Here is a 26,667-nt window from a genome sequence, read left to right as displayed (position 1 = left end):
TAAAACAATAAATCCGAGCTAATTAGGCTCGGATTTTTTATGTTCGCTTACAGGGAAAAGCGTAAGAGGAGAAGCAGAGATTACTGCGCAATATCGAATGCTTGGCGAAGCTGCGATAAATACGCTTCGTCACGACACATACTCTTGCCTGGTTCGTCAGAGATCTTAGCCACAGGGCGACCTTCACACTCAGTGAGCTTTAACACGACATTTAAGGTATCAACATTGGGCAAATCACAGCTTAGCTGAGTACCAATACCAAAGCTGACATTAATACGACCTTGGAAGTGTTTGTAGATCGTCAATGCTTTATCCAAAGTCAGGCTATCGGAGAACACCAGTGATTTAGTCATGGTATCAATGCCTAGTGACTCATAGTGAGCAATGGCTTTTTCGCCCCATTCGATAGGGTCACCACTGTCATGACGCAAGCCGACAAAGCGGTTAGACAAACGTAGGTCAAAATCGCGTAGGAAAGCATCCATGTTGATGCAGTCGGTGAGGGCGATACCTAGGCTATCAGGGTACTCTTGAAGCCAGCGATTAAGCGCGAGCTGCTGAGAGTCAGCCAGTTCACCAGTAAGTTGCTGGTGGGCTTGGAACCACTCATGCGCTTGCGTACCCACAGGAGTTAAACCGCGAGTGCGAGCAAGGTGATAGTTTGAGGTCCCTTGGAAGTAAGGGAAATTTTCCGCTAAATAATCAACTACTTTATGCTGAACTGCCTTTGAGAAGCGGCGACGAGTACCAAAGTCAACTAAGGCAAAGTCGCTAAGGTCAGTACCTTGAGCTTTGTCGTAGAAACGTGAGATTTTAGCTTTAAGCTGCTCAATTGCATCATCTGCAACGGCGTCTGGGTAAAGATGCGCACAGCGGATTTCACAAATGATCGCCAGTAATGGCACTTCCCAGAAGATTACATCCAGCCATTTGCCTGTAATCTTGATACTTAGCTGATCGCCAGACGCATCAATTTCAACCTGTTGGCTGTTTAACTTGAATGATTCCAAGAACGCCAAGTAATCAGCTTTAAAGAAACCGATAGTTGATAGGTAGTTGATTTCTTCTTGGCTGAACGACAGAGAATCAAACTGGCGAACTTGAGCTGAAATCGCCTCGCAGTAAGGGCGCAAGTCCTCTTTGCTGCGGCAGTGAAATTCAGCAACAACCTCTGTATCAGGGTATTGGTGAAAAATTGCTTGGTGCATGTGCAATTTATATGCATCTGTATCGAGCAACGAGTCGATCACTCTAGGTGTTCCAGTATGATTCATATCTAAAGCTGTGTTTTACGCCATCTGAAAAATTACATTATTTTGCTGCGAAACACAGCAAAATTAGGGAGCGTACCATACGCTGAAATTGCCCAAACAACAAGGAATTCGCTAGCTAGCTGATTAAATGTTCGACTATTGATAGACGATACACAGAAATATACGCTTTCGGTACGTATAGTTGTAAACAATTCTTGTTTTTAGCGCTCAGGGCGATATAAATAACGAGTTATGCCTCTGATGTAATAGGCAATGTACCAAAAAGTTATCTTACCAGAGCATCCTGCTGTGGTGAAATTAGCGTAATAAAAGGAACAAATAATGGCGGAACAACCTAAAGCGAAATACCGCGCCGACTACAAAGCGCCAGAATACACCATTACTGATATCGCGTTAGATTTTGACTTACAAGATACAGCCACACGTGTGGTTGCTGTGAGCAAAGTGAAGCGATTAGCCGAGCAGGATGCCGCGCTACAATTAGATGGTGATGCGCTAACGCTAATTCGCGTAGAAGTGAATGGTGAAAGTTGGAGCGACTATGAAGAGACCGCAACAGGTTTATCGCTTACCAAACTCCCAGCCGAATTTGAGCTGACAATTGAAACGGAAATTAACCCTGAAGCAAACACACTACTAGAAGGTCTATACAAGTCGGGTGGTGGCTTCTGTACTCAGTGTGAAGCTGAGGGCTTCCGTCGTATCACTTACTACCTAGATCGCCCAGACGTATTGGCGCGCTTCACAACTAAAGTAACAGCTGATAAAGCTAGCTACCCATACTTACTGAGCAACGGTAACCGTATTGCAGAAGGCGAGCTAGAAAATGGCCGCCACTGGGTACAATGGCAAGACCCATTCCCAAAACCAAGCTATTTGTTTGCGCTTGTAGCGGGTGACTTCGATGTACTTCGTGACAAATTCACTACTTGCACCGGTCGTGACGTAGAGCTGGAAATCTTCGTTGATAAGGGCAACCTTGACCGCGCTGATTACGCAATGACGTCATTGAAAAACTCAATGAAGTGGGATGAAGAGCGTTTCGGCCTTGAGTACGATCTTGATATCTACATGATTGTGGCGGTTGATTTCTTCAACATGGGCGCAATGGAGAACAAAGGTCTTAACATCTTTAACTCTAAGTTCGTGTTAGCGAACTCGAAAACAGCAACAGATACCGACTACCAAGGTATCGAAGCAGTAATTGGTCACGAATACTTCCATAACTGGACGGGTAACCGTGTTACTTGTCGTGACTGGTTCCAACTCAGTCTAAAAGAAGGTTTAACGGTATTCCGTGATCAGGAATTCTCATCTGATCTTGGCTCTCGCGCCGTCAACCGTATTAATAATGTACGTGTGGTGCGTGGTCCTCAGTTTGCAGAAGATCGCGGTCCAATGTCTCACCCAATCCGCCCTGATAAAGTTATCGAGATGAATAACTTCTACACCCTAACGGTTTACGAAAAGGGTAGTGAAGTGATCCGCATGATGCATACTTTACTTGGTGAGCAAAATTTCCAAGCAGGTATGAAGTTGTACTTTGAGCGTCATGACGGTACAGCAGCAACCTGTGATGACTTTGTTCAAGCAATGGAAGATGCATCAGGTATTGATCTAACTCGTTTCCGTCGTTGGTACAGCCAAGCGGGAACACCAGTTGTATCAGTAACTACAGATTATGACGCAGAACAGAAGCGTTACCACGTAACTGTTAAGCAACGTACAGCACCAACAGCCGAGCAAGAAGAGAAGCAAGCATTACATATTCCGCTTGATATCGAACTATATGATGAACAAGGCAATGTAATTGAGTTACAACGTAACGGTGAGGCTGTGCATCATGTACTTGATGTGACTGAAGAAGAGCAGGTGTTTGTATTCGATAATGTCGCAAGCAAACCTGTGATTTCACTGCTACGTGAGTTCTCGGCTCCTGTGGTACTTGAGTACGATTACAGTGATGAAGAGTTAGTGTTCTTGATGGTTCACGCTCGTAACGAGTTTGCTCGTTGGGATGCAGGCCAAATGCTACTGGCTAAATACATCCGTGACAATGTCACAAATGTTCAGCAAGGCAAAGCCGTTGAATTCCCTGCTAGTGTTGTTGATGCATTCCGTGGTGCGCTATTGGCAGAAGATTTAGATCCTGCATTTATCGCTGAAATGCTAACGTTGCCAAGCGAAAATGAAATCGCAGGTTGGTACAAGCAAGTTGATGTTGATGCAATCAACAAAGTGGTTGGTGATATCAAAGCGATCTTGGCAGCAGAAATGGAAGATGAGTTAACTGCTATCTACCATTCTCTAGCACAACCAAGCTACACCATTGAACATGAAGCGATGGCGAAACGTGCTCTTCGTAACCGTTGTTTGTCTTACCTAGCATGTACTGAGCAGGGTAATGCACTGGTTGAGGCGCAATACCAAGCGTCTGATAATATGACAGACACGATGGCAGCAATGGCTGCTGCGAACAGTTCAGAGCTAGCCTGTCGCGAAGCGCAAATGAAAGACTTCAGCGATAAATGGACGCACGATGGTTTGGTAATGGATAAATGGTTTGCACTTCAAGGTGCTAACCCTGCTGAAAATGCCTTGGCAGTAGTACGCGAAACCATGAATCACCCGGCGTTTGATCTTAAGAACCCGAACCGTACACGTAACCTAGTGGCGAACTTCTGCGGTAACAACCCAGTTCGCTTCCACGCTAAAGATGGTTCTGGCTATGCGTTCTTAACCGAGATCTTAACCGCGCTGAATAGTTCAAACCCACAAGTGGCATCGCGTCTGATTGAACCATTCTTGAAGTACCGTCAGTATGATGAAGCTCGTCAAACATTGATGCGTGCAGAGCTAGAAAAACTGGCTGCGCTTGAAAACTTGGCGAAAGACTTGTTCGAGAAAGTGCAAAAGGCATTGGGTCAATAAACACGCTTGTGTTAACTGACTAAGTTCAATAGCATAGTTTACGTAAATATGATGCCAGCCTTTATGGCTGGCATTTTTTGTCTTGAAACTTATTCACTGTAGATAACATGTTTTATACCTTTTCAGTCAACATTAGCTATCAAGCCTTTCTTAATCATTATTCGGGTGCTGCCAGTACTGTTGTGGTTGTGACCGATAATGGCATTAGATTGCAATTACCCGCATCACGCTTTCGTCCGTTCTTAAGCCAACTGGGTGTAAAAGGGCGGTTTCGTGTTGATGTGAATGCGCAGAATAAAATTGAGCAGATTTATCAGATAGGCTAAGTGCCTTATGAAGGCTTGTTGATTCAGGCTAGGGTCAATTGAATAAATGGGTGTTACTAAGTAACTTGTTATTAACAACCATGTTCATAGTAAGGGCTTTGACAGCACAAAACTCCAAATGATAATCGAATTATCTTTTATTTATACTGAGAAAAATCGGCGCTAGCCATTAGAAAAATTCATAATCGAAAGAATTGGTTAGACCAATTAACCCAGTAAAAAGGCGGATTGTGCGACTAGTGGATATGGATACAGTATATGAGCGTTACTAAATCTTTACCTTAGTCACATATTCGATTTTTTGTTTGATTTCTAGAGTAATTAACGTAACCAAATAGCAACAAAACACACTACAATGGCTCCACGCATTACGCGTTTATACTAGATTTATAAAAACATAAATGATGGAGCATCACGATGACCGCACCTGACCCTATCGTGCCGGTATTGCTTGAAAAAGTGTATGGCTTAATCCAAGACAAAATTGAAATTCCCCAGCAGTCATTAGTTGAAGTGTTTGCCCAGCGGTTACTAGGCCAGCTAGCAGACGATGATCTATTACAACGAAATGAATCCGACCTATATGGTGCTGTATTAAGTTTATGGCATCACCTGCTTAAGAACGATCCAAAGCAAACTTCTGTTCGTGTTTATAATCCGACACTTAGCCGATACGGTTGGCAGTCGACCCATACCGTAGTCGAAATCGTGGTGCCAGATTCTCCGTTTTTGGTCGACTCAGTGCGTATGACACTAAATCGACTTAATATAACTAGTCACTTAATGCTTAATGGTCCTTATTACTTCAAGCGAAATGAAAGCGGCGCAATCATTGAAGCTTGTGGTGATGAAGGTGATTACCAAACGTTATTCCACATCGAAGTTGACCGTCTCACTGAGAAAAAAGAGATGGATATGCTGAAACACGAACTTGAAAGTGTGTTGGCTGATATCAACTTGGTGGTTGACGATTGGCAGTCGATGCAAGAAAAGATGCAAGAGATTGCGAAAGAGCTAAAAGCGGCATCGCTACCAGTTGACGAAACGCATCGTGCAGAAGCGCTTGAGTTGCTGGACTGGGTAACTCGCCATAATTTCACCTTTATGGGCTACAAAAATTACGATTTGAAGCCAGTAGAAGGTGATTATCAGTTATGTCCAACTGAAGAAACAGGTTTAGGTTTGTTGAGTAAACCTGAAAAAATGCGCTGTTTGATGCTGTCTGATTTACCAGAATCAGCTCGCTTTGAAGCGCGTAAACCTGAGATCTTGATCCTAACGAAGAGTAATGGTCAGTCTAAGATCCACCGCCCAGCTTATATTGACTACATAGGGATCAAACGTTTTGCTGAAGACGGCAGCGTGATTGGTGAGCATCGCTTTATTGGTCTTTATGCTTCGACCGCTTACCACCAAACCGCGATGAACATTCCGCTTATCCGCAATAAGATGTCACGTATTTTAGAAGCTTCTGGTTACTCAGAAGGTTCGCATTCATGGAAAGCGTTGAATAACCTGCTTGAAACATACCCTCGTGACGAGCTATTCCAAGCAACTGAAAAAGAAATGCTGGATGTAGGTTGTGGCGTGGTGCAAATGCAAGATCGTGACTTGCTGCGTTTGTTTGTTCGCCGTGATCCATTCGGTCGCTTCTTCTCTTGTATGGTGTACGTAGCGAAAGAGCGTTACAACACAGAATTGCGCCGTAAAACGCAATCAATCTTAAAAGAGTATTTTGGTTCAGCGCAGCACGTTGAATTCACCACTTTCTTCTCAGAAAGCCCATTAGCGAGGACGCATTATATCGTGAGGGTAGAAAACAATAACTTCGATGTTGATGTGAAAGCCATCGAGCATAATCTAGTAGAAGCCGCCGCTTCTTGGGAAGATCGTATTAGCAATGCACTAGTTGCTAACTTTGGTGAAAGTCGTGGTACTGCACTAGCGAAAAACTATGCACGTGCATTCCCGCGCTCTTATAAAGAAGAGATGTTGCCGGGCTCTGCAGTGGCAGATATCGAACAACTTGAAAGCTTAAGTGAAGAACACAAGTTGGGCATGCTGTTCTATCGTCCGCAAGAAGAAGCCACAGACTCACGCTATGTGAAACTGAAACTCTTCCACCGCGATGAGCCTATTCATCTTTCTGATGTGATGCCAATGTTGGAAAACCTTGGTTTGCGTGTGATTGGTGAATCGCCTTATCAGATCACCACCAGCAAAGGCACGGTTTTCTGGATCCTTGATTTTGCAATGTTGCACAATGCATGCACAGGTATTGATCTTCGTGAAGCTCGTGATCGTTTCCAAGATGCTTTCTCACAAATTTGGCATGGCACATTAGAAAACGATGGCTTTAACCGCTTAGTACTATGCGCAGGTTTAACAGGGCGTGAAATTACTATTTTACGTAGTTTTGCCCGCTACATGCGCCAAGTAGGTTTCCCATTCAGTCAGCACTACATTGAAGAAACGCTCTCTAGCCATAATGATCTTGCACGTGATCTCGTTGGTTTGTTTGAGCTGCGTTTTGATCCAACCAAGAAGTATTCAGAGAAAGCGCAACAAACGTTGATCGACAAATTGAATGCCAAGTTGGATCGTGTTGAAAGCCTAGATGACGACCGTATTATTCGTCGTTACATGGAAATGATCCTCGCAACACAACGTACTAACTACTATCAAGTGGATGAGCAGGGTAAAAACAAACCTTGGTTGTCATTGAAACTGCGTCCATCAGATATTCCTGAAATCCCGCAGCCAGTGCCATTCTTCGAGATTTTCGTCTATGCACCGGATATTGAAGGTGTTCACCTTCGTGGCGGTAAAGTTGCCCGTGGTGGCTTACGTTGGTCTGATCGTCAAGAAGATTTCCGTACAGAGATCTTAGGCCTTGTTAAAGCACAACAAGTGAAGAACACCGTAATCGTACCTGTTGGTGCGAAAGGTGGTTTTGTTTGTAAACGTCAGCCACAACTTACGACGCGTGAAGAGATTTGGGCGGAAGGGCAACGCTGCTACAAACGCTTTATTCGAGCGCTACTGGATGTGACTGATAACATTATTGATGGTGATCTCATTCCACCAGCGAATGTCGTACGTCACGATGAAGATGATCCGTACCTAGTTGTTGCAGCCGATAAAGGGACCGCGACCTTCTCGGATCTTGCTAACTCAGTGTCTGAGGATTACAACTTCTGGCTAGGTGATGCATTTGCCTCTGGTGGTTCGAATGGTTACGACCACAAGAAAATGGGTATCACAGCTAAAGGTGGTTGGGAATCTGTTAAACGTCACTTCCGCGAGTTAGGTGTTGATTGCCAAGAAACTGATTTCACCTGTGTGGGTATCGGTGACATGGCGGGTGACGTGTTTGGTAATGGTATGTTGCTATCGAAACACACTCGTTTGGTGGCGGCATTTAACCACATGCACATCTTCATTGATCCAAACCCAGATTCAGCGGAATCATGGAAAGAGCGCGATCGTTTATTTAATCTGCCACGATCTAGCTGGGAAGATTACGATCAAAGTTTGATCTCTGAAGGCGGTGGCGTGTTCTCTCGTCGTAGTAAGTCGATCAAACTGACCCCTCAGATCCAGAAATTGATTGGCACTCGTAAGCAAAACCTCACACCAACCGAGCTTATTCGCTTGATTCTACAGATGGAAGTGGATCTTCTATGGAATGGCGGTATCGGTACTTATGTGAAAGCTGAAACCGAGACTCACACTGATGTTGGTGACCGTGCTAATGATGCGCTACGCATCAATGGTAACGAGCTTCGCGCTAAAGTTGTTGGTGAAGGCGGTAACTTGGGGATGACCCAGCTAGGCCGTGTTGAGTTCGCGAAACGTGGCGGTCTGGTTAATACTGACTTTGTTGATAACGTAGGTGGTGTTGACTGTTCAGATAACGAAGTGAACATTAAGATCCTGCTTAACAGCTTGGTTGCTGGTGGTGATCTGACTTACAAACAACGTAATGAATTGCTAGAGAGCATGGAAGACGAAGTCGGTGAGATTGTACTTGATGATGCTTATTGTCAGAGTGAATCGATTTCTGTTACTCAGCAGCAGCAAGTTCAACTCTTGAAAGAGCAAATCCGCTTTATTCATCACCTAGAGCGTGAAGGCAAGTTGGATCGTGCGCTTGAATACCTACCAGACGATGAAACTCTGGCTGAGCGTGAGAAATCAGGCATGGGTCTGACACGTCCAGAGCTGGCGGTATTGGTTGCTTACGGCAAGATGGTACTAAAAGAGCAGTTAGTGTCTGACGAAATTGCAGATGATCCGTACCATGCTCGCTTATTACCTGCATACTTCCCGCAACAGCTAAAAGAGAAGTACCGTGCGCAGATGGAAAATCATCCACTGCGTAAAGAGCTGATTGCGACTTCACTTGCGAATCAAATGTCGAACGAAATGGGTTGCAACTTCGTAACGCGTCTTCAAGAGGAGACTGGGGCGACGGTGACTGAAGTTTCATCGGCATATGCTGTCGGTCGTAGTGTGTATGGTTTTGATCAGTTCTTCGATCAAATCCGTGAGCTGGATAATAAGATCCCAGCTGAAGTGCAATACGATATGCTTTACCGCTGTCGTCGTATGCTTCGCCGTACAACGCGTTGGATCTTACGTAATCGCGACCGTAAGTTAGGTATCGAGCAGCAAATTACCTTCTACCAACCAGTTGTGAACTCATTGAACCAGAATCTTGAACGTTACCTTGTAACGGAAGAGGTGAAAGAACACACTGACCAAGCAGCAAGCTTGATTGAGAAAGGTGTGCCTGAAGCACTCGCGCATAACATTTCTCGTCTAAGTAGCTTGTACTCGGCAATGGATATTGCACAAATTGCCAAAGAGCTTGATAAAGATATCGACCAAATTGCGCAAGTTTACTTTGTTGTTGGGGCTGAGCTATCTCTGCACTGGTTCCTACAGCAAGTAAATAATCAATCGGTTGATAACCACTGGCAAGCGCTTGCTCGTGCTTCTTTCCGTGAAGACTTAGATTGGCAGCAACGTCAGTTAACGTCCGCAGTGATCACCAGTATGGCTGAAGGTGCTTCGCCAGAGCAGGGGATCGATGCGTGGATGATTGAACATGAGAAAGCCATTCAGCGTTGGGAGAGTGTTTTAGCTGAGTTCAAGGTAGGTACTGTCCATGAATTTGCTAAATTCTCAGTAGCACTTCGTGAACTTATGTTACTTAACTTAAATTGCCGTCCAAGTAACTAATACGAGAGTTAAAGTTAGACTCATAACGAAAAGCCAACACCATGCGGTGTTGGCTTTTTCTTTATATAACAGTATGTTGCTACAAGATGTTATACAAATGACGGCGGGTGACAATGTCACGTTTCGGCGTTTAATCTGAACTGCAACACACCTGATCACGACCATTTTCTTTGGCGTGGTATAGGGCAATATCAGCGCGTTTTACCCATTTCGCTGTCTCATCGTTTTGATAGGCTTGGGCGACACCTGCAGAAAGCGTTACGTTAGCATGGTACGGGTAATGATTAGCACGTATGTGCTGACAAAGCTTTTCCATCACTAGATTAGCTTCATTAATCTCTGTATTTTCGAGTAATAGTAAAAATTCATCACCGCCTAATCGAAACAGAAGATCCAACTTACGCGTATTTAAGTTTAGGGTTTCCACTACTTGGCGGATCACTTCATCACCCGTGTCATGACCATATAAATCATTGACTTGCTTGAATTTATCAATATCAATTAACGCGATACAACAAGGAGTGTCACGTTTAGTTCGCGTAATTGCACGGTTAAGAAATGCGTCAAGTTGGTTGCGGTTTAGGGCGCCTGTTAATGCATCGCGACTAGAAAGATACTTTAGTTCTTGTTGTAACAGGGTGATGGCTTTAACTGCAAAATGAGATATCGCAGAGCAGGCAATCAAGGCGGCAATAAAACGAAGTGCAACGGGCCAATCGACATGGAAAAAACAGGTTAAGCCACAGCCAATAATCAGCAGTGTATTAGTAATTAACGCGTGGCGAAGAGGAACAATAAAAACGATGGTGACAACAATTGGGTAGAGCCAATAACTTACTAACATACCAAGTTCGTAGATACTCAACATCATTGCAAGAATGAGTAACCCAAGCGGTAGTGCGTTTTGCGTTAAGCTACGGTGAGTATGAATAAAGAAGTAAGCTTCAATGATTAACGCGGCTTCAAAAATAAGCAGTACTAAGCCGAGTAAGGTTTTACCAATAACGAGGTTTTTTATACCGAGGGGAATAAAGGTGAGTATGGTCACGCCCATAACAAATTTGAGCACTTGGTGGTGACGCTGGGTATCGAAAAGTGCTTCTTCGTCGTGAATGTAGCGAAGTTTGGAAATCATCATACAACGGCCTTATAAGAATATTGGTTGGCCAAAACAGCAATTACAAGCTATGTACTGCTTGATATAAGCGTAACCGTACCTGTAATAAAGTCAGAATTCAAAGGATTTGGTCAGCAAGTATTGCTAAAGCGTATATAACTGACAGTAAAGCGGGTGGATCTCTTAACCGGAGAGGGGATTTTCTTATTTTAAATCAACTACAAAACATTGGACTTGTAACGATCAAGCTAAACGATTGCTTTCAAAAATAAATTTCATGGAGATGTAGGTGTACTAACTCATTGTAAATAATAAGGTTAATTCTAACTATCTGTTTTTAGGTACGAATTTATTAAAATTATCGTTGATGTTGGCGAAGAAAATGTGAATAATGTCATCCCGTTTATACGGGGCTTATATTAGGAGGTACAATGTTATACCGCCTCGCACGATCTGCTATTTTCCAGCTAGATGCTGAAAAAGCACATGATCTTGCTATTCAAAACTTCTCTCGCTTCACCGGCACTCCTCTCGATCTTTTCTATCGTCAACATGTTCCTGATCATCCTGTCGAAGTCATGGGCATTAAATTCAAAAACCCTGTTGGTCTGGCTGCAGGCCTAGATAAAAACGGCGAATGTATTGATGCATTTGGCGCGATGGGTTTTGGTTTTGTTGAAGTAGGTACAGTTACTCCACGTCCACAACCAGGTAATGATAAGCCTCGTCTTTTCCGCGTAATTCCAGCGGAAGGTATCATTAACCGCTTTGGTTTTAACAACTTAGGTGTTGATAACCTTGTTGAGAACGTAAAGAAATCAAACTACGACGGTGTTATCGGTATCAATATCGGTAAAAACAAAGATACGCCGATTGAAAAGGGTGCTGAAGATTACCTGATTTGTATGGATAAAGTTTATCCGTACGCTGGTTACATCACAGTAAACATTTCCTCACCGAATACACCGGGACTTCGTACTCTGCAGTATGGTGAAGCACTTGATGATTTATTAGCTCAATTGAAAGAGAAACAAAAAGAGCTAGCAGAGAAGCATGGCAAGTATGTCCCTCTTACATTGAAGATCGCGCCGGATCTCGAAGATCAAGAAATTGTGCAGATTGCGCAGTCACTGATCAAAAATGACATCGATGGTGTGATTGGTACAAATACGACTTTGGATCGTTCACTTATTCAAGGTTTACCGCATTGTGATGAAGCTGGTGGCCTGAGTGGTCGTCCGCTACAAAATCGCAGTACAGAGGTGATTCGTCGTTTAGCTGAAGAACTTGATGGCAAACTACCAATTATTGGGGTAGGTGGTATCGATTCGGCAATGGCAGCACGAGAAAAAATGCAAGCTGGTGCTGAACTTGTTCAGCTTTACTCAGGCTTCATTTACCACGGTCCAAAATTAGTAAAAGACATTGTTACTGCGCTTTAAGCTCAGCTCTAAAAGCAATTTAACGCTAACTTAGCGATAAGATTGTCAAAATTACAGTGTACTGAAGAATAGAAGGGGAATTTATTTCCCCTTTTTTTTTGTCCTTACGAACGTAAAATTATCCTAAAGTTTTCTGTAAGTCGTTGGATAAACAGTATAAAGAACTAAAAGCTGGAGCATCCCGTGTTAAAACCTAATAACTCATGGAAGTGGTATTTCGACCAACAACATAATTCTCTGATGCTAGATCTGGGAAATGAGATGGTTTTTCGCGTGGCAATTCCGGCTAAGTTGCTAGTGACTTGTGCACTTGAAGACAACACTTTTACTGTTGATGACGCAAGCATTTACCAAACCTTCAAAGATCGCATCGATAATCTTGACCTTCCTCGCGCAAGAAAAGCGGAACTCGCGCTTAATGCTGTTGCTGCTAGCCGCTTCCACAAACCAATGATGCCAAAAAGCTGGTTCTTCAAAACACAATCTCATGGTTATGAGCCAGAACTTGGCGAAGTTGTTACCTTAGAAACAGAAACTGGCACTAGTAAGTTCATTGTGATTGAGAATAGCGGCAGTGCAAGTCTATGTATGATGGCTGAGCTTGATACCTTAGCGCTAAATAGCACTAAAGAGATGAAGTACTGCGACACCATCAAAGTAATGAACGACCGTATCCCACCGTTCGTAGAAGAGTTACACCAAGGCCTAGCGCTTGTTGGCTAACAGTTAGTGTCTAGGTTATCTTCCAAGCGCAACACTTAAAAATTAAGTTTATTTACATGAGCTTATAACGCTTTTGATATAAAATGCGGGGTGGGGCGTACATTACGCAATCACATTGCTATTTTATATGGCTATTAAACACCACTAATGCTGTTTAGGTTCATCATTTTCTCGTCGCGCCATAACTCCCTGATAGGCCACAACCTTACTGCATCCTCTGAACTTACTCCTCAAAAGCAGAACGACAGTCTGAGCGGGATTTAAAATCCTAGTTCGTCATCGCTTCCATATCACCTCTATTCGACTCTATACGTAATCTAAACGCTTTCAAGCTAACTAGTCTGACTCTCGCCAAGAATACGATAGGTGTTGAAAGAACGGCTAAACATTGCGTTTGCTCACTACTGCCTATCCATGATCTTCACTGCGCTTCAAAATAAATACCTATATAACGGCGTCGGTACATCAAAAAGGTTAAAAGTAGCCAAGTCGTGACCATGTAACAAATAGAACTTGAATATTTAAGTTTTAAAACTGCTAACGGAAATAGCTTGTAGTTGAGTGAAGTAAACACATTATCTAGTGTGATTTTGCTACCTGGTTGTACGCTTTTACTATGCCTAAATAGGGCAGTAATCACTTCTTATATAACCAAAGCCTTTAAGATTGATGAAAAAACAACCTTGCAGCTGGGTAAAAATTACCCACCTAAAGTGATTTGCATCCGAAAATTAACGATTTTTTTGTACTTTTTTGTGCCTCTTTTCTGTCCAAATAAGCAAAAAAAGAGCATTTAAATGAATGTAAAAATTGATTATATCTATCTACAATTCCTCTTTTTCCTGCTTTGTGTACTTTAATTACATCCGCCTTTATTTTAACTTAACGGTGCTTTCCCAACAGGAAAGAATGCTTAATTCCAACTAGGAAAGAGTGATACAAGCACAGTGAGCACTTACCAATAAAGGTATGTGTTCTAGCTAGTTAATCCAACGGTATTACGTTTTCCTTATATCTTACTTGTTTTTATTCTCTTTTAAAACAATGGTTTGGTGTGAGTGTTTTTGTGGGGAAACAATAATTGATTTTGCTATGTGAATACTTACACTCCATGAGAGCCATGCCAATGCTGAGGTTTGTTTACGCAGGTGAACAATTGATTTTGTGGTGATGCTTTGTTTATGCGCTTCACTTTGTAGAGCTAAGGTGTGGTGTGTCGTTTTAATGGTTTGTTTCTTTCTGTAAGGCGTTTTTACTGTTGAGCTCTTCTTGACCTTGATAGGACAAGATGAGGTTATGTATCTACTGCGTCTGCCTGTTGGCAATAGGGATAGAAATAATCGTTTAATTACGGGGGAAGGCTACTACACGTCAATACATGTTTTGTTCGCGATAGCCTGATGATTTTGGCCGATGTTTGTGTTTGTTAGCTGTGCATGAGCAAGCTTGAAGGGAAAACTGGATATTTTTTAATTAAATATCAGAACCAGACGTGCAATCGCGAGGTATTTTCACTGTTTTCGGTTATAATTCCCGGCAACATAAGTGTGAAAAGAACTCCATGAATCAATATCTAGCTATCACATCACGAGGTCTTGAGAACCTCCTTGCCGAAGAACTTAATCAACTTGGTGCGCAGGACGTTAAAGTCGTACATGCAGGCGTACGTTTTAAGGCTGATCAAGAAACGGCTTACCGCTGCTGTCTATGGACACGAATTTCTTCTCGTATCATTCAGATCCTGAGTGAATTTAATGTACGTACCGATTTAGATTTGTACCTAGGTGCGGCTGCCATCAATTGGCCTGACTATTTCACTAACGATACGCGTATCGTGGTTGACTTTAACGGTACTAACCGTGAAATCCGTAACAGCCAATACGGTGCGATGAAAGTGAAAGATGCGATTGTTGACCGCTTCACTAAAGCGGATCTTCGTCGCCCTAACATCGACCGTGAGCGCCCAGACCTTCGTATTCACACTCGTTTATCGGGTGAGAAGGCGATTCTTGGCTTGGATATGGCGGGTAGTGGTTTACACCAGCGTGGTTACCGCTCGGAATCAGGTCGTGCACCGTTGCGTGAAACGCATGCTGCTGCTCTAGTTATCAAGTCTGGTTGGACACCAGAAACAGCTTTACTCGATCCTATGTGTGGTTCTGGTACTTTGCTGATTGAAGCGGCGATGATAGCGGCAGAGATTGCACCAGGTCTTAAACGTAAGCGTTGGGGCTTTGAGTCAATCAAAGACTTTGATAACGAAGCATGGCAAACCTTGCTTGCTGAAGCCAAAGTTAAAGCACGTCGTGGCCCTGCAAAAGTGACAACGTCATTTTTCGGTCGTGAAATGGACCGTCGCGTATTGGCTATCGCTCGTGATAACGCAGGTCGAGCAGGGGTTTCTAGCCTAATTGACTTTGAATACGGTGATGCAGCGCAATTGACGCGTCCTGATGGCTACGAGACGGGTATTGTACTGTGTAACCCTCCTTACGGTGAGCGTCTTGGTACAACACCAGAGCTTATTTCGCTATACACCGAGTTCGGTAACCGTTTGAAACTGGCATTTGCTGGTTCAACTGCTGCGATTTACTCAGGTTCAAACGAGCTGCTAAGTTGTATGCGCATGCGTGCCGACAAGCAATTTAAGCTTCGTAACGGTGCTCTTGATTGTGTAATGAAGAATTACCTGATCACCGCTGGTGGCGTGAAGCAAGCTGAAGATGGCGAAACAGAAGGTAAACTTGAAGATGTTCAAGTAGCACCTGACTTTGCTAACCGTCTGAAGAAGAACATGACCAAGCTAGACAAGTGGGCGAAACGTGAAGGTATCGATTGTTACCGTATCTACGACGCTGACTTGCCTAACTATAATGCGGCAATCGACCGTTACCAAGATTACTTGGTGATCCAAGAGTACGCGGCACCTAAGTCTGTACCGGAAGAAACAGCACGTCGTCGTATTATGGATATCTTGCGTGCAACGATTCAAGTAACTGGCGTTGATAACAACAAAGTTATCTTGAAAGTACGTGAGCGTCAGAAGGGTAAGAGCCAATACCAGAAGCTATCAAGTGCAGAGCGTCATATGAGCGTTCAAGAGTACGGTGTTCAGCTTAAGGTGAACTTGTACGACTACCTTGATACTGGCTTGTTCCTTGATCACCGTGTTACTCGTCGTAAGCTTGGTGAGATGGCACAAGGTAAAGATTTCCTTAACTTGTTTGCTTACACTGGCTCTGCAAGTGTTCATGCTGCCGTTGGTGGCGCGAAATCAACGACTACGGTTGATATGTCGAACACTTACCTGACTTGGGCTCAAGAGAACATGGAGCTGAATAACCAAGTTGGTAATCAGCACCAATTCATTCAAGCGGATTGCTTGCAGTGGCTACAAGAAGTGGACGATACCTTTGATCTTATCTTTATCGATCCACCTACGTTCTCAAACTCTAAGCGTATGAAGCAAAGCTTTGACGTACAGCGTGATCACATCATGCTACTTGAGAATTTGAAGCGTATGCTTCGTCCTGGCGGTGAGATTGTTTTCTCTAACAATAAACGCCACTTTAAGATGGACTTCGAGCAGCTGGAGAAACTAGCGCTAAATGCGAAGAACATTTCAAGTAAAACGCTGCCAATGGACTTTGCGCGTAATAAACAAATCCATAACTGTTGGGTTATTACTCACAAGGAAGACTAAGTGTTAATCACACTTTATAGTACGGAAGGATGCCATCTTTGCGAGCAGGCCATGAGCCTGCTCGTTGAGGTTGGAGTAGAGCAAAAGGTACAAGTTGTTGATATTGCATTCGATGATGACTTGTTTGCTCGTTACGGCGTCACTATTCCGGTGCTATCTATCTCGCATTCCGATCATTCTGTTTCTGAACTTGGTTGGCCGTTCGATGCGGCACAACTTACCTCATGGTTAACTCGCAATGGCATTAATTAAAATAAGTAACGCCCAGCTGGCGTATGGCGATCATCCGTTATTGGATCATGCTGAATTTATTCTTCAACCAAACGAACGCGTGTGTTTAGTGGGTCGTAATGGTGCTGGTAAATCTACTTTGATGAAAATTCTAGCAGGGGACGTACTGTTAGATGACGGCAGTATTCAGCGCATGAGTGAGCTGAAAGTCTCTCGTTTAGAGCAAGATCCACCGCGTAATGCTGAAGGTACGGTATTTGATTATGTAGCTGAAGGTTTGGCTGAGATCGGTCAGGTTTTACGTGAATACCACCGCTTGCTTGATTTGATTGCTGTAGAGCCAGAAGAGTCTAATTTTAATAAGCTTGCTCGCGCTCAAGAGAAAATTGATCATGCTGATGCATGGCAGTTCGATACCAAAATCACTCAAGTACTTGAGCATTTGCAGCTTCCACCAAGCACGTTATTAACTGATTTGTCGGGTGGTTGGCAACGTAAAGCGGCTTTAGCTCGCGCTTTGGTTTGTGACCCTGATGTTCTGCTATTAGACGAACCGACAAACCACTTAGATGTATCAACCATTGAGTGGCTAGAGGGCTTCTTAAAAGAATTCCGTGGTTCGATTGTCTTCATCTCGCACGACCGCGCATTCATTCGCTCTATGTCGACGCGTATTGTAGACCTTGATCGTGGTCAGCTTGCTTCTTTCCCTGGTGATTACGAAAAATACCTTGAAAGTAAAGAAGAGATGCTTCGTGTCGAAGCAGAGCAAAACGCCGAATTTGATAAAAAGTTAGCGCAAGAAGAAACTTGGATCCGTCAAGGAATCAAAGCGCGTCGTACTCGTAACGAAGGCCGTGTTCGTGCACTTAAACAACTACGTCGTGAACGTAGCGAACGTCGTGAAGTGCAGGGTAAAGCAGAAATGAACCTGCAAGAAGCGAGTCGTTCGGGCAAGATTGTGTTTGAAGCACGAAATATTAGTTACGCCTACGACGATAAGCCAATAATCAAAGACTTCAGCTTTAACGTTATGCGTGGCGATCGTATCGCACTGATTGGTCCAAACGGCTGTGGTAAGAGTACCTTATTAAAAGTACTTCTTGGCTCGCTAGAAGCGACTGAAGGCCACTTCCATTGTGGTACCAAGCTTGAAGTGGCTTATTTTGACCAATACCGTGAAGTATTAGATCCAGAAAAAACAGTGCTTGATAACTTGGCAGAAGGTCGTCAGGAAGTCACTGTAAATGGTCAAACTCGTCATGCGTTAGGTTACCTTCAAGACTTCCTTTTCCATCCTCGTCGTGCTCGTACTCCGGTTAAAGCACTGTCAGGTGGTGAGAAAAACCGCCTTCTTCTCGCAAAATTGTTCCTTAAGCCTAATAATTTATTGGTTCTCGATGAACCAACTAACGATTTAGATATCGAAACATTGGAACTTTTGGAAGAAATTCTTGCCAATTATCAAGGCACTTTGCTTTTAGTCAGCCACGATCGTCAATTTGTTGATAACACCGTCACAACTAGCTGGATTTTTGAAGGCGAAGGTGAGGTAAATGAATACGTTGGTGGTTATCATGATGCTCAAGAGCAACGTGCTAACTCCGCGGCTAACCGAGCAAAAGCGCAAGCTGCTGAAATTGAAGCCGCGAAAAAACGAGAAGAGAACAAACAGCGTCAGGCACAATCTCGTCAGCGCTCGACTAAGAAGCTATCCTTTAAGCTTCAGAAAGAGCTAGATGACCTGCCGCAGAAACTTGAAGATTTGGAAAACGAAATTGCTCAGATTCAGGAACAAGTTAATGATCCTGCGTTCTTCCAAGATGTGAAAAATGACACTCAAGCCGTACTTTCGCGCTTAGCTGAAGCCGAACAAGAGCTTGAAACTGCATTTGAACGTTGGGAAGAGCTAGAAGCAATGCAGAAGGAATCCTAATGCAACAAAAATTGTTAAAGCTATCGACACTCGCGATCTTAATTGCCGGTGTAACCAGTGCGCATGCTGCTGTGTATAAGATTGTTGAAGTAGAAGCTGACGGTAGTGTTGATGCTATTGATTACTACGGAAAGACGACTAACCAGCGTACAGAATACTATGGTCAAGCGATCAAGCCTTCTGCCTCAGAAAACTGTTTCGACGGTTCTTGCGGCAACGGTGATGCCTATACGCTAGTTGGTGAGAGCCGTTTTGGTGCTTCAGGTTTAGAATATCGTGATGAAGTGGCTTACATTTCAGATATTCTGCAAGAAATTAATGATGTAAGTACGCTGGAGTCTTACTGTAAAAATAACCTTGGCTTTAATACCTGCCTAACTTGGGCGGAAAGCCGTTACTACGGTACGGGTTATAACACAGAAGATGTGCGCGATGAGTCAGGTTTCGGTGGTTTGCTTCGTGAGCAACAAGCATTCCGTAATGGCTACACTCGTAATTCATTCTTATTGAAAGACGGTGCGCCAGTTAAGACGTTTGCTGAAACTTCTGGAAATTACGACAATGTTAGTAACCTTGGTACATTGAAAGAAAACTCAATGAACTCGGTACCTAATGGTATTGTGACAGATGGTTCTACCGATGTTGTTTACGGTGTAACAAGCGCAGCTTACTTTGCAAAAGATGGTCGATTTGCTCGTCCATTTACCAAGCGTGGTTTTGTTCAAGATATCGATGGTACGAATAGCGCACAGTTATTACCGCCAGAGAGTGCGACTAAGCTAGCGACGGCGATGGGAACATCTACTGCGTGGGGGGCTGTGAAAAACCCAAGTAATTCAAACTTACTGGTGGTGGGTAGTGCATCATTTACTGAAAGCTACCTAGACGATAGCCGTAAGCTACCTAGCAGTAATAACCTACATATCGGTGGCACAGATGTCGGCTTAAGTACAGATAAGCTGAAGAATTGTCCATCGCAAGCGAGCAGTGACTTAAATGGTTTGTTTAATACATGGGAATGTCAGTTCACCATGTTCTCAAACGATGCTTATTTATGGACTGTGAATCCTGCGGATGGTAAATCAAAAGCGATTCGTATTGCTGAGCGTAAGAACACAAGTAATGACGGTAATACGTTACCAGCTCAAGATCCAGATGAGAAACGTCGTTCTTACCAAGCGTCAGCACGTTCAATTGCTGTCGTAGATAGTAAACCGATCATTGTTGGTTATTCAACGGAACGTGTTTCTAACGATTACTATGCGCAGCGTGCAACGATTTACACGCCAAAATCTACGTTAAATTTAGCCGATGTTAAGGACGACCAATGGACGCCTAAGTTTATTGGTCCAACTATCAAAGATGGTGATAAACGTCAGTTTACATACACCATGGCGACAGATATCAATACTAATAACAAAGTTATTGGTGTCGCTAAGCTAGATCGTGCTGAGTCACGTGCTTATGCAGAGCGTATGTTCATTTATGATAACAACAATAGTTCGTTTAAGTACCTAGATAACTCAATTAACGGCATCTTCTTTGATGGTTCAAACGGCTATGCTGCGGCGATCAATAACAAAGATATGGTTGTTGGTAAGCTAGATGCTGAAACTGCTAACCAAGTAGATGGTCGTCAGCGTCGTCAACGTGGCTTCCTATATAATGCCGGTTCGCAGATCGCTAACTCACCACTGAATGCTGGTGGCGCTTGGTTCCTTGATGATCTAACCAATGATGGTGTTACTAAAGGTAATAAAGTTGCGAATAGTTACCGTATTGCCGAAGCGGGTGACATTAACGATGCAGGCGTAATCTCTGCGACAGCGATTTACTGTGAGGGCGGTTACGATAACCTTTCTCAAGGTGCAACCTGTCAGAATGGCGCTAAGAACGTTGAACGTGTTGTTGCGGTTAAGCTAGTACCTATCAAAGACGGTCAAATTAGCGCGCGTCCAGCGGAAGAAACACAAATCAAACGTAATGGTTCATCGCTAGGTATGCTTGCTCTGACACTACTTGGTTGGATTGGTTTCCGTCGCCGTAAGTAAAATTTGTAAGTTTTGGTCAAAACTCATACAGGCTCACATTTTGTGAGCCTGTTTTGTTTTTGAGGTTGATCATTATCGTTAAATCACTCATCTTTATTACTGGAGTAACAAAAACTCCATCATTATGAAACCAATCATAATGAAAGAAATATAAGTAAGGAATGAGGACCGAAGTATGAAGAGACAAAAGCGGGATCGATTAGAACGCGCACAAGCTCGCGGTTATCAAGCTGGCTTAAATGGGCGCTCTAGTGAGGCGTGTCCGTATCAAGCAACAGATGCCCGTACAAATTGGTTAGGCGGTTGGCGAGAAGCAAGAGGCGACATGCAGCAAGGTCTCTATAAATAGTCCCCCCTCAACGTCCCTTATTTAGCCCCTTAGGAGAGGGGCTTTTTAATGCCTGTAGAAAGTTATAACAAACCGGCACTTCAAAAATATACCTCAATATTTCAATGACTTATAAAGTTGTTCTGGTTGTTACAATGTAACGCTTAGTGTTTAATTATTAGATGTTTCTTGTGATTATAAACGTATTAAAGAGTGCAGGACGTAGCGTGACAATGTCACTTTAATTAATTGACCTGAAGGTTGATTCTGGTGGTGCAGTTAGAAAAGAGTGCAACTGCTGGTGGACTTAGGTTTGATGTTTTAAAGCGAGCTGTGGTTTAGAGGTAATAATAAAAAGGCCGCTGAAAGCGACCTTTAGAGTTTGTTTTGTTTGGCAACAGGTGCTTAGAAAGCGTCTGTGTCTTTGAATAGGCCAACTTTCAGATCTTTTGCTACGTAGATTTCTTTACCGTCTACAAGCACACGACCATCAGCCACACCCATGATTAGTTTACGGTTGATTACGCGCTTAAACTGAATGTCGTAAGTCACTTTTTTCGCTGTTGGTAGGATTTGACCCGTGAACTTAACTTCACCAACACCTAGTGCACGACCTTTACCTTCGCCGCCAGACCAGCCAAGGAAGAAACCAACTAGCTGCCACATAGCATCAAGACCAAGACAACCCGGCATTACTGGGTCAGTTTTGAAGTGGCAATCAAAGAACCATTTGCTTGGGTCGATATCTAGCTCAGCGTGAATGTAGCCTTTGCCGTTATCACCACCTTCGTCTGTGATTTTGATAATGCGATCAATCATTAACATGTTGTCAGACGGTAAGCGTGGGAAGTTAGGGCCGTGTAGCTCACCGTTACCACATGCAACTAGTTCTTCGTATTCGTAAGATTGAGGGCGATTCATCACTATTCATTAGCTCCTTGAAAAGTATGGGAGCAATTTAGCTTACACCTGTACGCCAAACAACTCGGATCAGTGCTGGACAAACCAGTGCTTAATACGAGTTAACCAACTGACTTCATTAGAAAGATCGCCATGATGGAAGTGATCAATACGCTCTGCAATACGCGAAAGTAAGGTCTCTTCGTTCTCATCATCACTTCTAAAGGTTACACCTGTTAGTAATGGCAAGGCTTGGTCTACATTTTCGACTGGCCAGATATGGAATTTTTCATCTTTAATCGCAGCCACCACTTCATCGCTTAGGCATAGATTAACGAGGTTAGTTTTTGGCAAAACCACACCTTGCTGGCCAGTTAGGCCGCGATGGGCACAAACCTTGTAGAAACCTTCAATCTTCTCATTAATGCCGCCAACAGCCTGTACACGACCAAATTGGTCTACAGCACCAGTGACCGCGATTTGTTGATTGATTGGCTGGTTAGATAGAGCAGATACCAATGCGCAAAGCTCTGCAAGAGAGGCGCTATCACCGTCAACTTCACAGTAAGATTGTTCAAATACAATAGATGCCGAGAACGGTAGCGGTTGATCTAAATCTAGTGCAGCGCTAACAAAGGCTTGCATGATCATCATGCCTTTAGCATGAATATTACCGGCAAGATCAACTTTGCGCTCAACATCCGAAATATCGCCATCACCAAAGTGAATAACGCAAGAGATACGCGCAGGTTCACCATAAGATTGAGGGTGCCCTGGGACATCAACAACGGTTAGACCGTTCACCTGACCAATTTCCTCGCCTTGACAGTCAATCACAACCATACCGTGGTGAATGTCTTCAATAGCACGATCCGGTAGGTAGGATTCACGGTACTCTTTAGCGCTGAGAGAGGCTGAGATGTGTTCAGCTGTGATCACGTTACCGTTTGACTCTAACGCCGCTTCAGAGATGATTCCTTGATGCCAGATAGGGCATAAAGGTACTCGAGTTTTATCTTCAGCGTAACGTGCCCCCGTTTTAAGTAGTAAGCGAAGTGCATCGGCATCGGCTAGGTGAGGAAGTTTGGCATGCTCACATACTGATTTCACGTAACTCAGGTATTTAGGCAAGCTCTCTTTAGATAGCACCAAATCTTGCTCAAACTCACCGTACATAGAGAAACCAGAGCTAAGATCAGGCTCGGCGCCATCTAGTTCCGCCATTAAGTAGCGATCACCCATTAGAACCAGCTTTACATTAAGTTTTTCTGCTGGCGGCATAGGGTAAAGCGTTTTCTTCGTTGCGGGCTGCCAGTCGAGCTCACCATTCATGAGTACGCTCTTTAAACGCGGCCACAAAGAAGGGTTCGAAAGGATACTGGTGACAGAAAGTACTAAATAGCCGCCGTTTGCTTGGTGAAGCAAGCCATGCTTGATCTGCGGTTTACTAATTTTACCGTCTTCAACAGGTGGGTAAATTGCACCAAACAAGGTCATTTCGGTAACATTGTCGGCAGCGATGATGACGCTATTGGCTTCTGGTTTGAGTTTCGCATCATGTTGTGCCAATAATTCGATTACGTAGTCTCGGTATACTTTATTATCGGGCGCGATAACTCGAAGTACGCGAGGTTGGTAAGGAATAGCAGTAAACCGGCGTACAGCATCTACCAGTCTGTCTTGTAGCAAACCGGTTTGAGCCGTAGGAATAGTCTCGAATTGATCCAAAATTTCCGCAAATGGCGTGTAATCAGGGATCATGGTACGCCAAGTTTCTTGATGCATAGAGTAAGCTTTCTTTCGTTACTGTGAAAAGGTCAGCAGTATAAAGGATTCATTACCATCATAATAGCTATTAAGGTGATGTTGTTCGCTAAAACAAATAGTTATTCATCATCTTAAGATTGAGCTTTGGCTTATGTAGGGTTACACTGTCACAGTAAGTCTAGACTTTTGAGAATCTCTTTACATTATGAAATATCAGCAACTTGAAAATCTTGAAGCCGGTTGGAAATGGACGTACTTGGTAAAAAAATGGAAAGACGGTGAAACGATAACATCGTATGTTGATACAAGTGAAGACGAAGCCGCCGTTCAGCAATTGTTAGCGTTCGAGCATGAGCCTACCAAGGTGATTGCTTGGATTGGCAAGCATATGTCGCCAGCCTTAGATAACAAGCTTAAACAAGCCATTCGTGCAAAGCGTAAGCGTCACTTTAATGCTGAGCAAGTTCACACTCGTAAGAAGTCTATCGATTTAGACTATCGAGTGTGGGAAAAGCTCGCTGAAAAATCTCAAGAGCTAGATTGTACCTTATCCGATACGATTGAATACTTGCTTAGTGAAAGTAATCGCTCTGAAACAGCGACACGTAAGGTGTCCGATATTAAAAATGAGCTTTCAGAACTATTAGATTTCGATCTTAACGACTAATTAAGCAAGAGCCTTATAGAATTCAGGGGGATACATATGGAATATGTAATTGTACTTGCCGTTGCTGTAGCTATTTTTGTTTTTTGGGACCGTCCTGTAATGGTGCTTCAATTTGATAATGGCGAATTAAAGAAGACAAAAGGGAATATCCCAAATGGTTTTTTAATGGGTTGTAAAGATATCGCGCATAAGCAGCCATTTTCCGGAAAAATAAAAGTTTACAAAAATAGATTTACGACTAAATTAGTATTCTCTAAATCTGTACCTTCTAAAGTTAAGCAACGTATTCATAATGTCTTCCCATATAGTGGGGGTAGCAAAAAACACGGTCGTCGAGCTTAATTAAATTTGAACATGTAAAAAGCCTCCATATTGGAGGCTTTTTTCTTTCTGCTGGATAAAATATCAACCAGGTAAATGTCACGAGCGTCTTAAATAGTCGGTAAGTGCTTTTTGATGGTTAAGATAGCCAGCCACTAAGCTTTTTAATTCCTCTAGTTCTTTTTTTGTTTTTTCATGAGCTTCTTGTTCTAATTTTAACTGCTCACCTAATTCTACAGCGATATATCCACCTTTGATTAAAGCTTTTGTGGTCACTTTATTGCCGGTTAAAGACTTTAAGTCTTCAATCATATAATAGTGCTGATCTATGTCTCGAATTGTGATTGCCATACTGAATACGATTTCCATCAAAGATGCTGCATTTTACAGTCTATCTTATTGATTAGCTATAGAATGATGGCATTTCTCCAGTGGAGCAATACTCACGGTAGTGTGAGAATGCAATCAAAATAATCAACCCCTAACGCACTATAACTAATTGCGGTTGTGGAAGTAAAATTATACTCTTGTGATTGGAGAGTTATGTTTATAAAATAACACCTCTTATTTATCTAATTGCTTTGTATGATGAACAATAAAACCCATAATACCAATGGCGATAGGGAAAAGATAATTCCAGGCTATCAAGGCGTTGCTCTTATTCACAACGGAAGTAATATTACTCTGAGTGTTAAAACACCCTTAGGGCGTATTTGTCGATATGAGACTAAATTTGTTGGTGGTGATGGTCATCAATATTTACTGGTTGAATTACCAAATATCTCTCATCGTGAAATGGAAATGAGCTTTCAAGAAGGCTTTAATGTTGCAATAAGGGCAATTTCAGATAGAGGTGAAGGTGCAGTAATAAAATTATCATCAATGATAGATCACATCATTACTAAGCCAATTGGGTTTATTGTTATCGATATTCCACACTCCGTGACTTTAACGCAGCTTAGGAGTGAACCAAGATATGAAACAAGACTACAAGGTAAAGCTATTATTTCTGAACGTCAGTTCCTTATTGACTTGAACGATCTTTCTCATAAAGGCTGTGGCTTTAGTTATAGTCTGAGATATTCAGAAATAGAGTTAAATGAACAGCTTGTTATTCTTATTCAAAACCCCATCTTAAACACCCAACTCCGTCTTTCTGGTAAAGTAAAAAGCATTCAAAAGAGCGGTGCTTTCTATAAATGTGGCGTAATGTTTGATGAACAAGGTTGTGTTAGTGTCAAACAGCTACTAAGCCAGCTTATTTTTGATGGGGCCACACTAACATTTAAGAAACCACGGTTAGCTTAAGAAGCTTTTGATATGGCTGCGACTTTCTCCAGACAGCGTTCAATCTTCTGCATTGAAAGTGGTTTAACAATGTAGTCTGCTGGTTTAAGCGAAATAACTTGCTTTACCGTATCCATCTCGCTGTCGCCAGTGACTATGATGACTGGCAAAGTAGGGTATTGCTTTTTAATGAACTCCAAAACTTGAATACCATCGAGTGGCTTTATCAAGTTTAGATCGAGAAATACACAGTCCAGTTCATTATTGAGCAGAGCTGAAATCGCATTTTGCGGTGTTGGTGCATGAATGATGGACTGCGGTTTAGCTGACTTACGCAGTAATTGCGTTAATATCTGCGCCATCATTTTGTTGTCCTCAATAATCATGAATCGCTTCATAAGTACATCCTTGTCTTA

19 protein-coding genes are annotated in these 26,667 nt (G+C 43.0%); 13 read left to right on the top strand and 6 right to left on the bottom strand.

From position 1 onward, the window contains the following. Window positions 1–80: 80 nt before the first annotated feature. Window positions 81–1,274, bottom strand: a complete 1,194-nt coding sequence (gene pncB, locus A3K86_RS03195; protein ID WP_068327583.1) for a nicotinate phosphoribosyltransferase — start codon at window positions 1,272–1,274, stop codon at window positions 81–83. Between the two features lie 321 nt (window positions 1,275–1,595). Between pncB and pepN the strand changes: the two genes are divergently transcribed. From pepN to A3K86_RS03180, 3 genes are all read left to right on the top strand, one after another. Then, complete coding sequence (pepN, locus tag A3K86_RS03190) at window positions 1,596–4,205, top strand: aminopeptidase N (RefSeq protein ID WP_068327580.1); 2,610 nt, start codon at window positions 1,596–1,598, stop codon at window positions 4,203–4,205. 107 nt (window positions 4,206–4,312) lie between these two features. After that, the gene (locus A3K86_RS03185) at window positions 4,313–4,531 is read left to right on the top strand and encodes a DUF2835 domain-containing protein (protein ID WP_068327576.1); all 219 of its coding nucleotides are present in this window, start codon (window positions 4,313–4,315) and stop codon (window positions 4,529–4,531) included. Between the two features lie 417 nt (window positions 4,532–4,948). Further along, entirely contained in the window at window positions 4,949–9,778 is a 4,830-nt protein-coding gene (locus A3K86_RS03180; RefSeq protein ID WP_068327573.1) for an NAD-glutamate dehydrogenase, read from the top strand. A 130-nt stretch (window positions 9,779–9,908) separates the two neighbouring features. Here A3K86_RS03180 and A3K86_RS03175 read toward each other — a convergent pair whose 3' ends face one another. Further along, on the bottom strand, window positions 9,909–10,916 hold the full coding sequence (locus A3K86_RS03175) for a GGDEF domain-containing protein (protein WP_084406490.1): 1,008 nt from the start codon (window positions 10,914–10,916) through the stop codon (window positions 9,909–9,911). Between the two features lie 410 nt (window positions 10,917–11,326). On the opposite strand from A3K86_RS03175, the gene pyrD reads away from it, so the two are divergent. The 7 genes from pyrD (at window position 11,327) to rmf (ending at window position 21,330) form a co-directional block, all read left to right on the top strand. After that, complete coding sequence (gene pyrD / locus A3K86_RS03170; RefSeq protein ID WP_068327570.1) at window positions 11,327–12,337, top strand: quinone-dependent dihydroorotate dehydrogenase; 1,011 nt, start codon at window positions 11,327–11,329, stop codon at window positions 12,335–12,337. 183 nt (window positions 12,338–12,520) lie between these two features. Beyond that, window positions 12,521–13,060: a cell division protein ZapC gene (locus A3K86_RS03165; protein ID WP_068327566.1), complete on the top strand. Its 540-nt coding sequence runs from the start codon at window positions 12,521–12,523 to the stop codon at window positions 13,058–13,060. A gap of 1,561 nt (window positions 13,061–14,621) precedes the next feature. Further along, a complete protein-coding gene (gene rlmKL / locus A3K86_RS03160) occupies window positions 14,622–16,763 on the top strand; it encodes a bifunctional 23S rRNA (guanine(2069)-N(7))-methyltransferase RlmK/23S rRNA (guanine(2445)-N(2))-methyltransferase RlmL (RefSeq protein ID WP_068327564.1) in 2,142 nt (713 codons plus the stop codon). After that, window positions 16,764–17,015, top strand: coding sequence for a glutaredoxin family protein (locus A3K86_RS03155; protein ID WP_084406489.1), 252 nt, complete (start codon window positions 16,764–16,766; stop codon window positions 17,013–17,015). It begins immediately after the preceding gene. Continuing rightward, window positions 17,002–18,930 (top strand): ATP-binding cassette ATPase Uup, encoded by a 1,929-nt coding sequence (gene uup / locus A3K86_RS03150; RefSeq protein WP_068327557.1) that lies wholly within the window; start codon window positions 17,002–17,004, stop codon window positions 18,928–18,930. Before A3K86_RS03155 ends, uup begins: the two co-directional genes overlap by 14 nt. Beyond that, window positions 18,930–20,981: a DUF3466 family protein gene (locus tag A3K86_RS03145; protein WP_068327554.1), complete on the top strand. Its 2,052-nt coding sequence runs from the start codon at window positions 18,930–18,932 to the stop codon at window positions 20,979–20,981. The genes uup and A3K86_RS03145 overlap by 1 nt, the downstream gene beginning before the upstream one ends. Window positions 20,982–21,156: 175 nt before the next feature. Next, window positions 21,157–21,330: a ribosome modulation factor gene (rmf, locus tag A3K86_RS03140; RefSeq protein WP_068327552.1), complete on the top strand. Its 174-nt coding sequence runs from the start codon at window positions 21,157–21,159 to the stop codon at window positions 21,328–21,330. 384 nt (window positions 21,331–21,714) lie between these two features. On the opposite strand, the gene fabA is transcribed toward rmf, so the two are convergent. Both fabA and A3K86_RS03130 read right to left on the bottom strand, forming a co-directional pair. Continuing rightward, on the bottom strand, window positions 21,715–22,230 hold the full coding sequence (gene fabA, locus A3K86_RS03135; RefSeq protein WP_084406488.1) for a bifunctional 3-hydroxydecanoyl-ACP dehydratase/trans-2-decenoyl-ACP isomerase: 516 nt from the start codon (window positions 22,228–22,230) through the stop codon (window positions 21,715–21,717). Window positions 22,231–22,299: 69 nt separating this feature from the next. Beyond that, window positions 22,300–23,994 carry an AAA family ATPase gene (locus A3K86_RS03130; protein ID WP_068327546.1) on the bottom strand — a complete coding sequence of 565 codons (1,695 nt, stop codon included), beginning with the start codon at window positions 23,992–23,994 and terminating at the stop codon, window positions 22,300–22,302. A gap of 187 nt (window positions 23,995–24,181) precedes the next feature. Between A3K86_RS03130 and matP the strand changes: the two genes are divergently transcribed. Together matP and A3K86_RS03120 are read left to right on the top strand one after the other, a co-directional pair. Beyond that, window positions 24,182–24,643, top strand: a complete 462-nt coding sequence (matP, locus tag A3K86_RS03125; RefSeq protein WP_068327543.1) for a macrodomain Ter protein MatP — start codon at window positions 24,182–24,184, stop codon at window positions 24,641–24,643. Window positions 24,644–24,679: 36 nt separating this feature from the next. Continuing rightward, on the top strand, window positions 24,680–24,985 hold the full coding sequence (locus tag A3K86_RS03120; RefSeq protein ID WP_068327540.1) for a DUF3634 family protein: 306 nt from the start codon (window positions 24,680–24,682) through the stop codon (window positions 24,983–24,985). Between the two features lie 78 nt (window positions 24,986–25,063). Here A3K86_RS03120 and A3K86_RS03115 read toward each other — a convergent pair whose 3' ends face one another. Then, window positions 25,064–25,333, bottom strand: a complete 270-nt coding sequence (locus A3K86_RS03115; protein WP_232321897.1) for a hypothetical protein — start codon at window positions 25,331–25,333, stop codon at window positions 25,064–25,066. 216 nt (window positions 25,334–25,549) lie between these two features. Between A3K86_RS03115 and A3K86_RS03110 the strand changes: the two genes are divergently transcribed. Beyond that, window positions 25,550–26,272: a PilZ domain-containing protein gene (locus A3K86_RS03110; protein WP_084406487.1), complete on the top strand. Its 723-nt coding sequence runs from the start codon at window positions 25,550–25,552 to the stop codon at window positions 26,270–26,272. Here A3K86_RS03110 and A3K86_RS03105 read toward each other — a convergent pair. Continuing rightward, window positions 26,269–26,649 carry a response regulator gene (locus A3K86_RS03105; RefSeq protein WP_068327534.1) on the bottom strand — a complete coding sequence of 127 codons (381 nt, stop codon included), beginning with the start codon at window positions 26,647–26,649 and terminating at the stop codon, window positions 26,269–26,271. The two genes, A3K86_RS03110 and A3K86_RS03105, sit on opposite strands and share 4 nt — an antisense overlap. Window positions 26,650–26,667 lie beyond the last annotated feature (18 nt).

The organism is Photobacterium jeanii (assembly GCF_001650345.1).
GTDB classification, from domain to species: domain Bacteria; phylum Pseudomonadota; class Gammaproteobacteria; order Enterobacterales; family Vibrionaceae; genus Photobacterium; species Photobacterium jeanii.
This window is presented reverse-complemented; position numbering and strand designations above follow the sequence as displayed.

Coding starts and splice junctions, on each gene's coding strand:
- pncB (WP_068327583.1), bottom strand. CDS start 1,274: ATGAATCATACTGGAACACCTAGAGTGATCGACTCGTTGCTCGATACA.
- pepN (WP_068327580.1), top strand. CDS start 1,596: ATGGCGGAACAACCTAAAGCGAAATACCGCGCCGACTACAAAGCGCCA.
- A3K86_RS03185 (WP_068327576.1), top strand. CDS start 4,313: ATGTTTTATACCTTTTCAGTCAACATTAGCTATCAAGCCTTTCTTAAT.
- A3K86_RS03180 (WP_068327573.1), top strand. CDS start 4,949: ATGACCGCACCTGACCCTATCGTGCCGGTATTGCTTGAAAAAGTGTAT.
- A3K86_RS03175 (WP_084406490.1), bottom strand. CDS start 10,916: ATGATGATTTCCAAACTTCGCTACATTCACGACGAAGAAGCACTTTTC.
- pyrD (WP_068327570.1), top strand. CDS start 11,327: ATGTTATACCGCCTCGCACGATCTGCTATTTTCCAGCTAGATGCTGAA.
- rlmKL (WP_068327564.1), top strand. CDS start 14,622: ATGAATCAATATCTAGCTATCACATCACGAGGTCTTGAGAACCTCCTT.
- uup (WP_068327557.1), top strand. CDS start 17,002: ATGGCATTAATTAAAATAAGTAACGCCCAGCTGGCGTATGGCGATCAT.
- A3K86_RS03145 (WP_068327554.1), top strand. CDS start 18,930: ATGCAACAAAAATTGTTAAAGCTATCGACACTCGCGATCTTAATTGCC.
- rmf (WP_068327552.1), top strand. CDS start 21,157: ATGAAGAGACAAAAGCGGGATCGATTAGAACGCGCACAAGCTCGCGGT.
- fabA (WP_084406488.1), bottom strand. CDS start 22,230: ATGAATCGCCCTCAATCTTACGAATACGAAGAACTAGTTGCATGTGGT.
- A3K86_RS03130 (WP_068327546.1), bottom strand. CDS start 23,994: ATGCATCAAGAAACTTGGCGTACCATGATCCCTGATTACACGCCATTT.
- matP (WP_068327543.1), top strand. CDS start 24,182: ATGAAATATCAGCAACTTGAAAATCTTGAAGCCGGTTGGAAATGGACG.
- A3K86_RS03120 (WP_068327540.1), top strand. CDS start 24,680: ATGGAATATGTAATTGTACTTGCCGTTGCTGTAGCTATTTTTGTTTTT.
- A3K86_RS03115 (WP_232321897.1), bottom strand. CDS start 25,333: ATGGAAATCGTATTCAGTATGGCAATCACAATTCGAGACATAGATCAG.
- A3K86_RS03110 (WP_084406487.1), top strand. CDS start 25,550: ATGATGAACAATAAAACCCATAATACCAATGGCGATAGGGAAAAGATA.
- A3K86_RS03105 (WP_068327534.1), bottom strand. CDS start 26,649: ATGAAGCGATTCATGATTATTGAGGACAACAAAATGATGGCGCAGATA.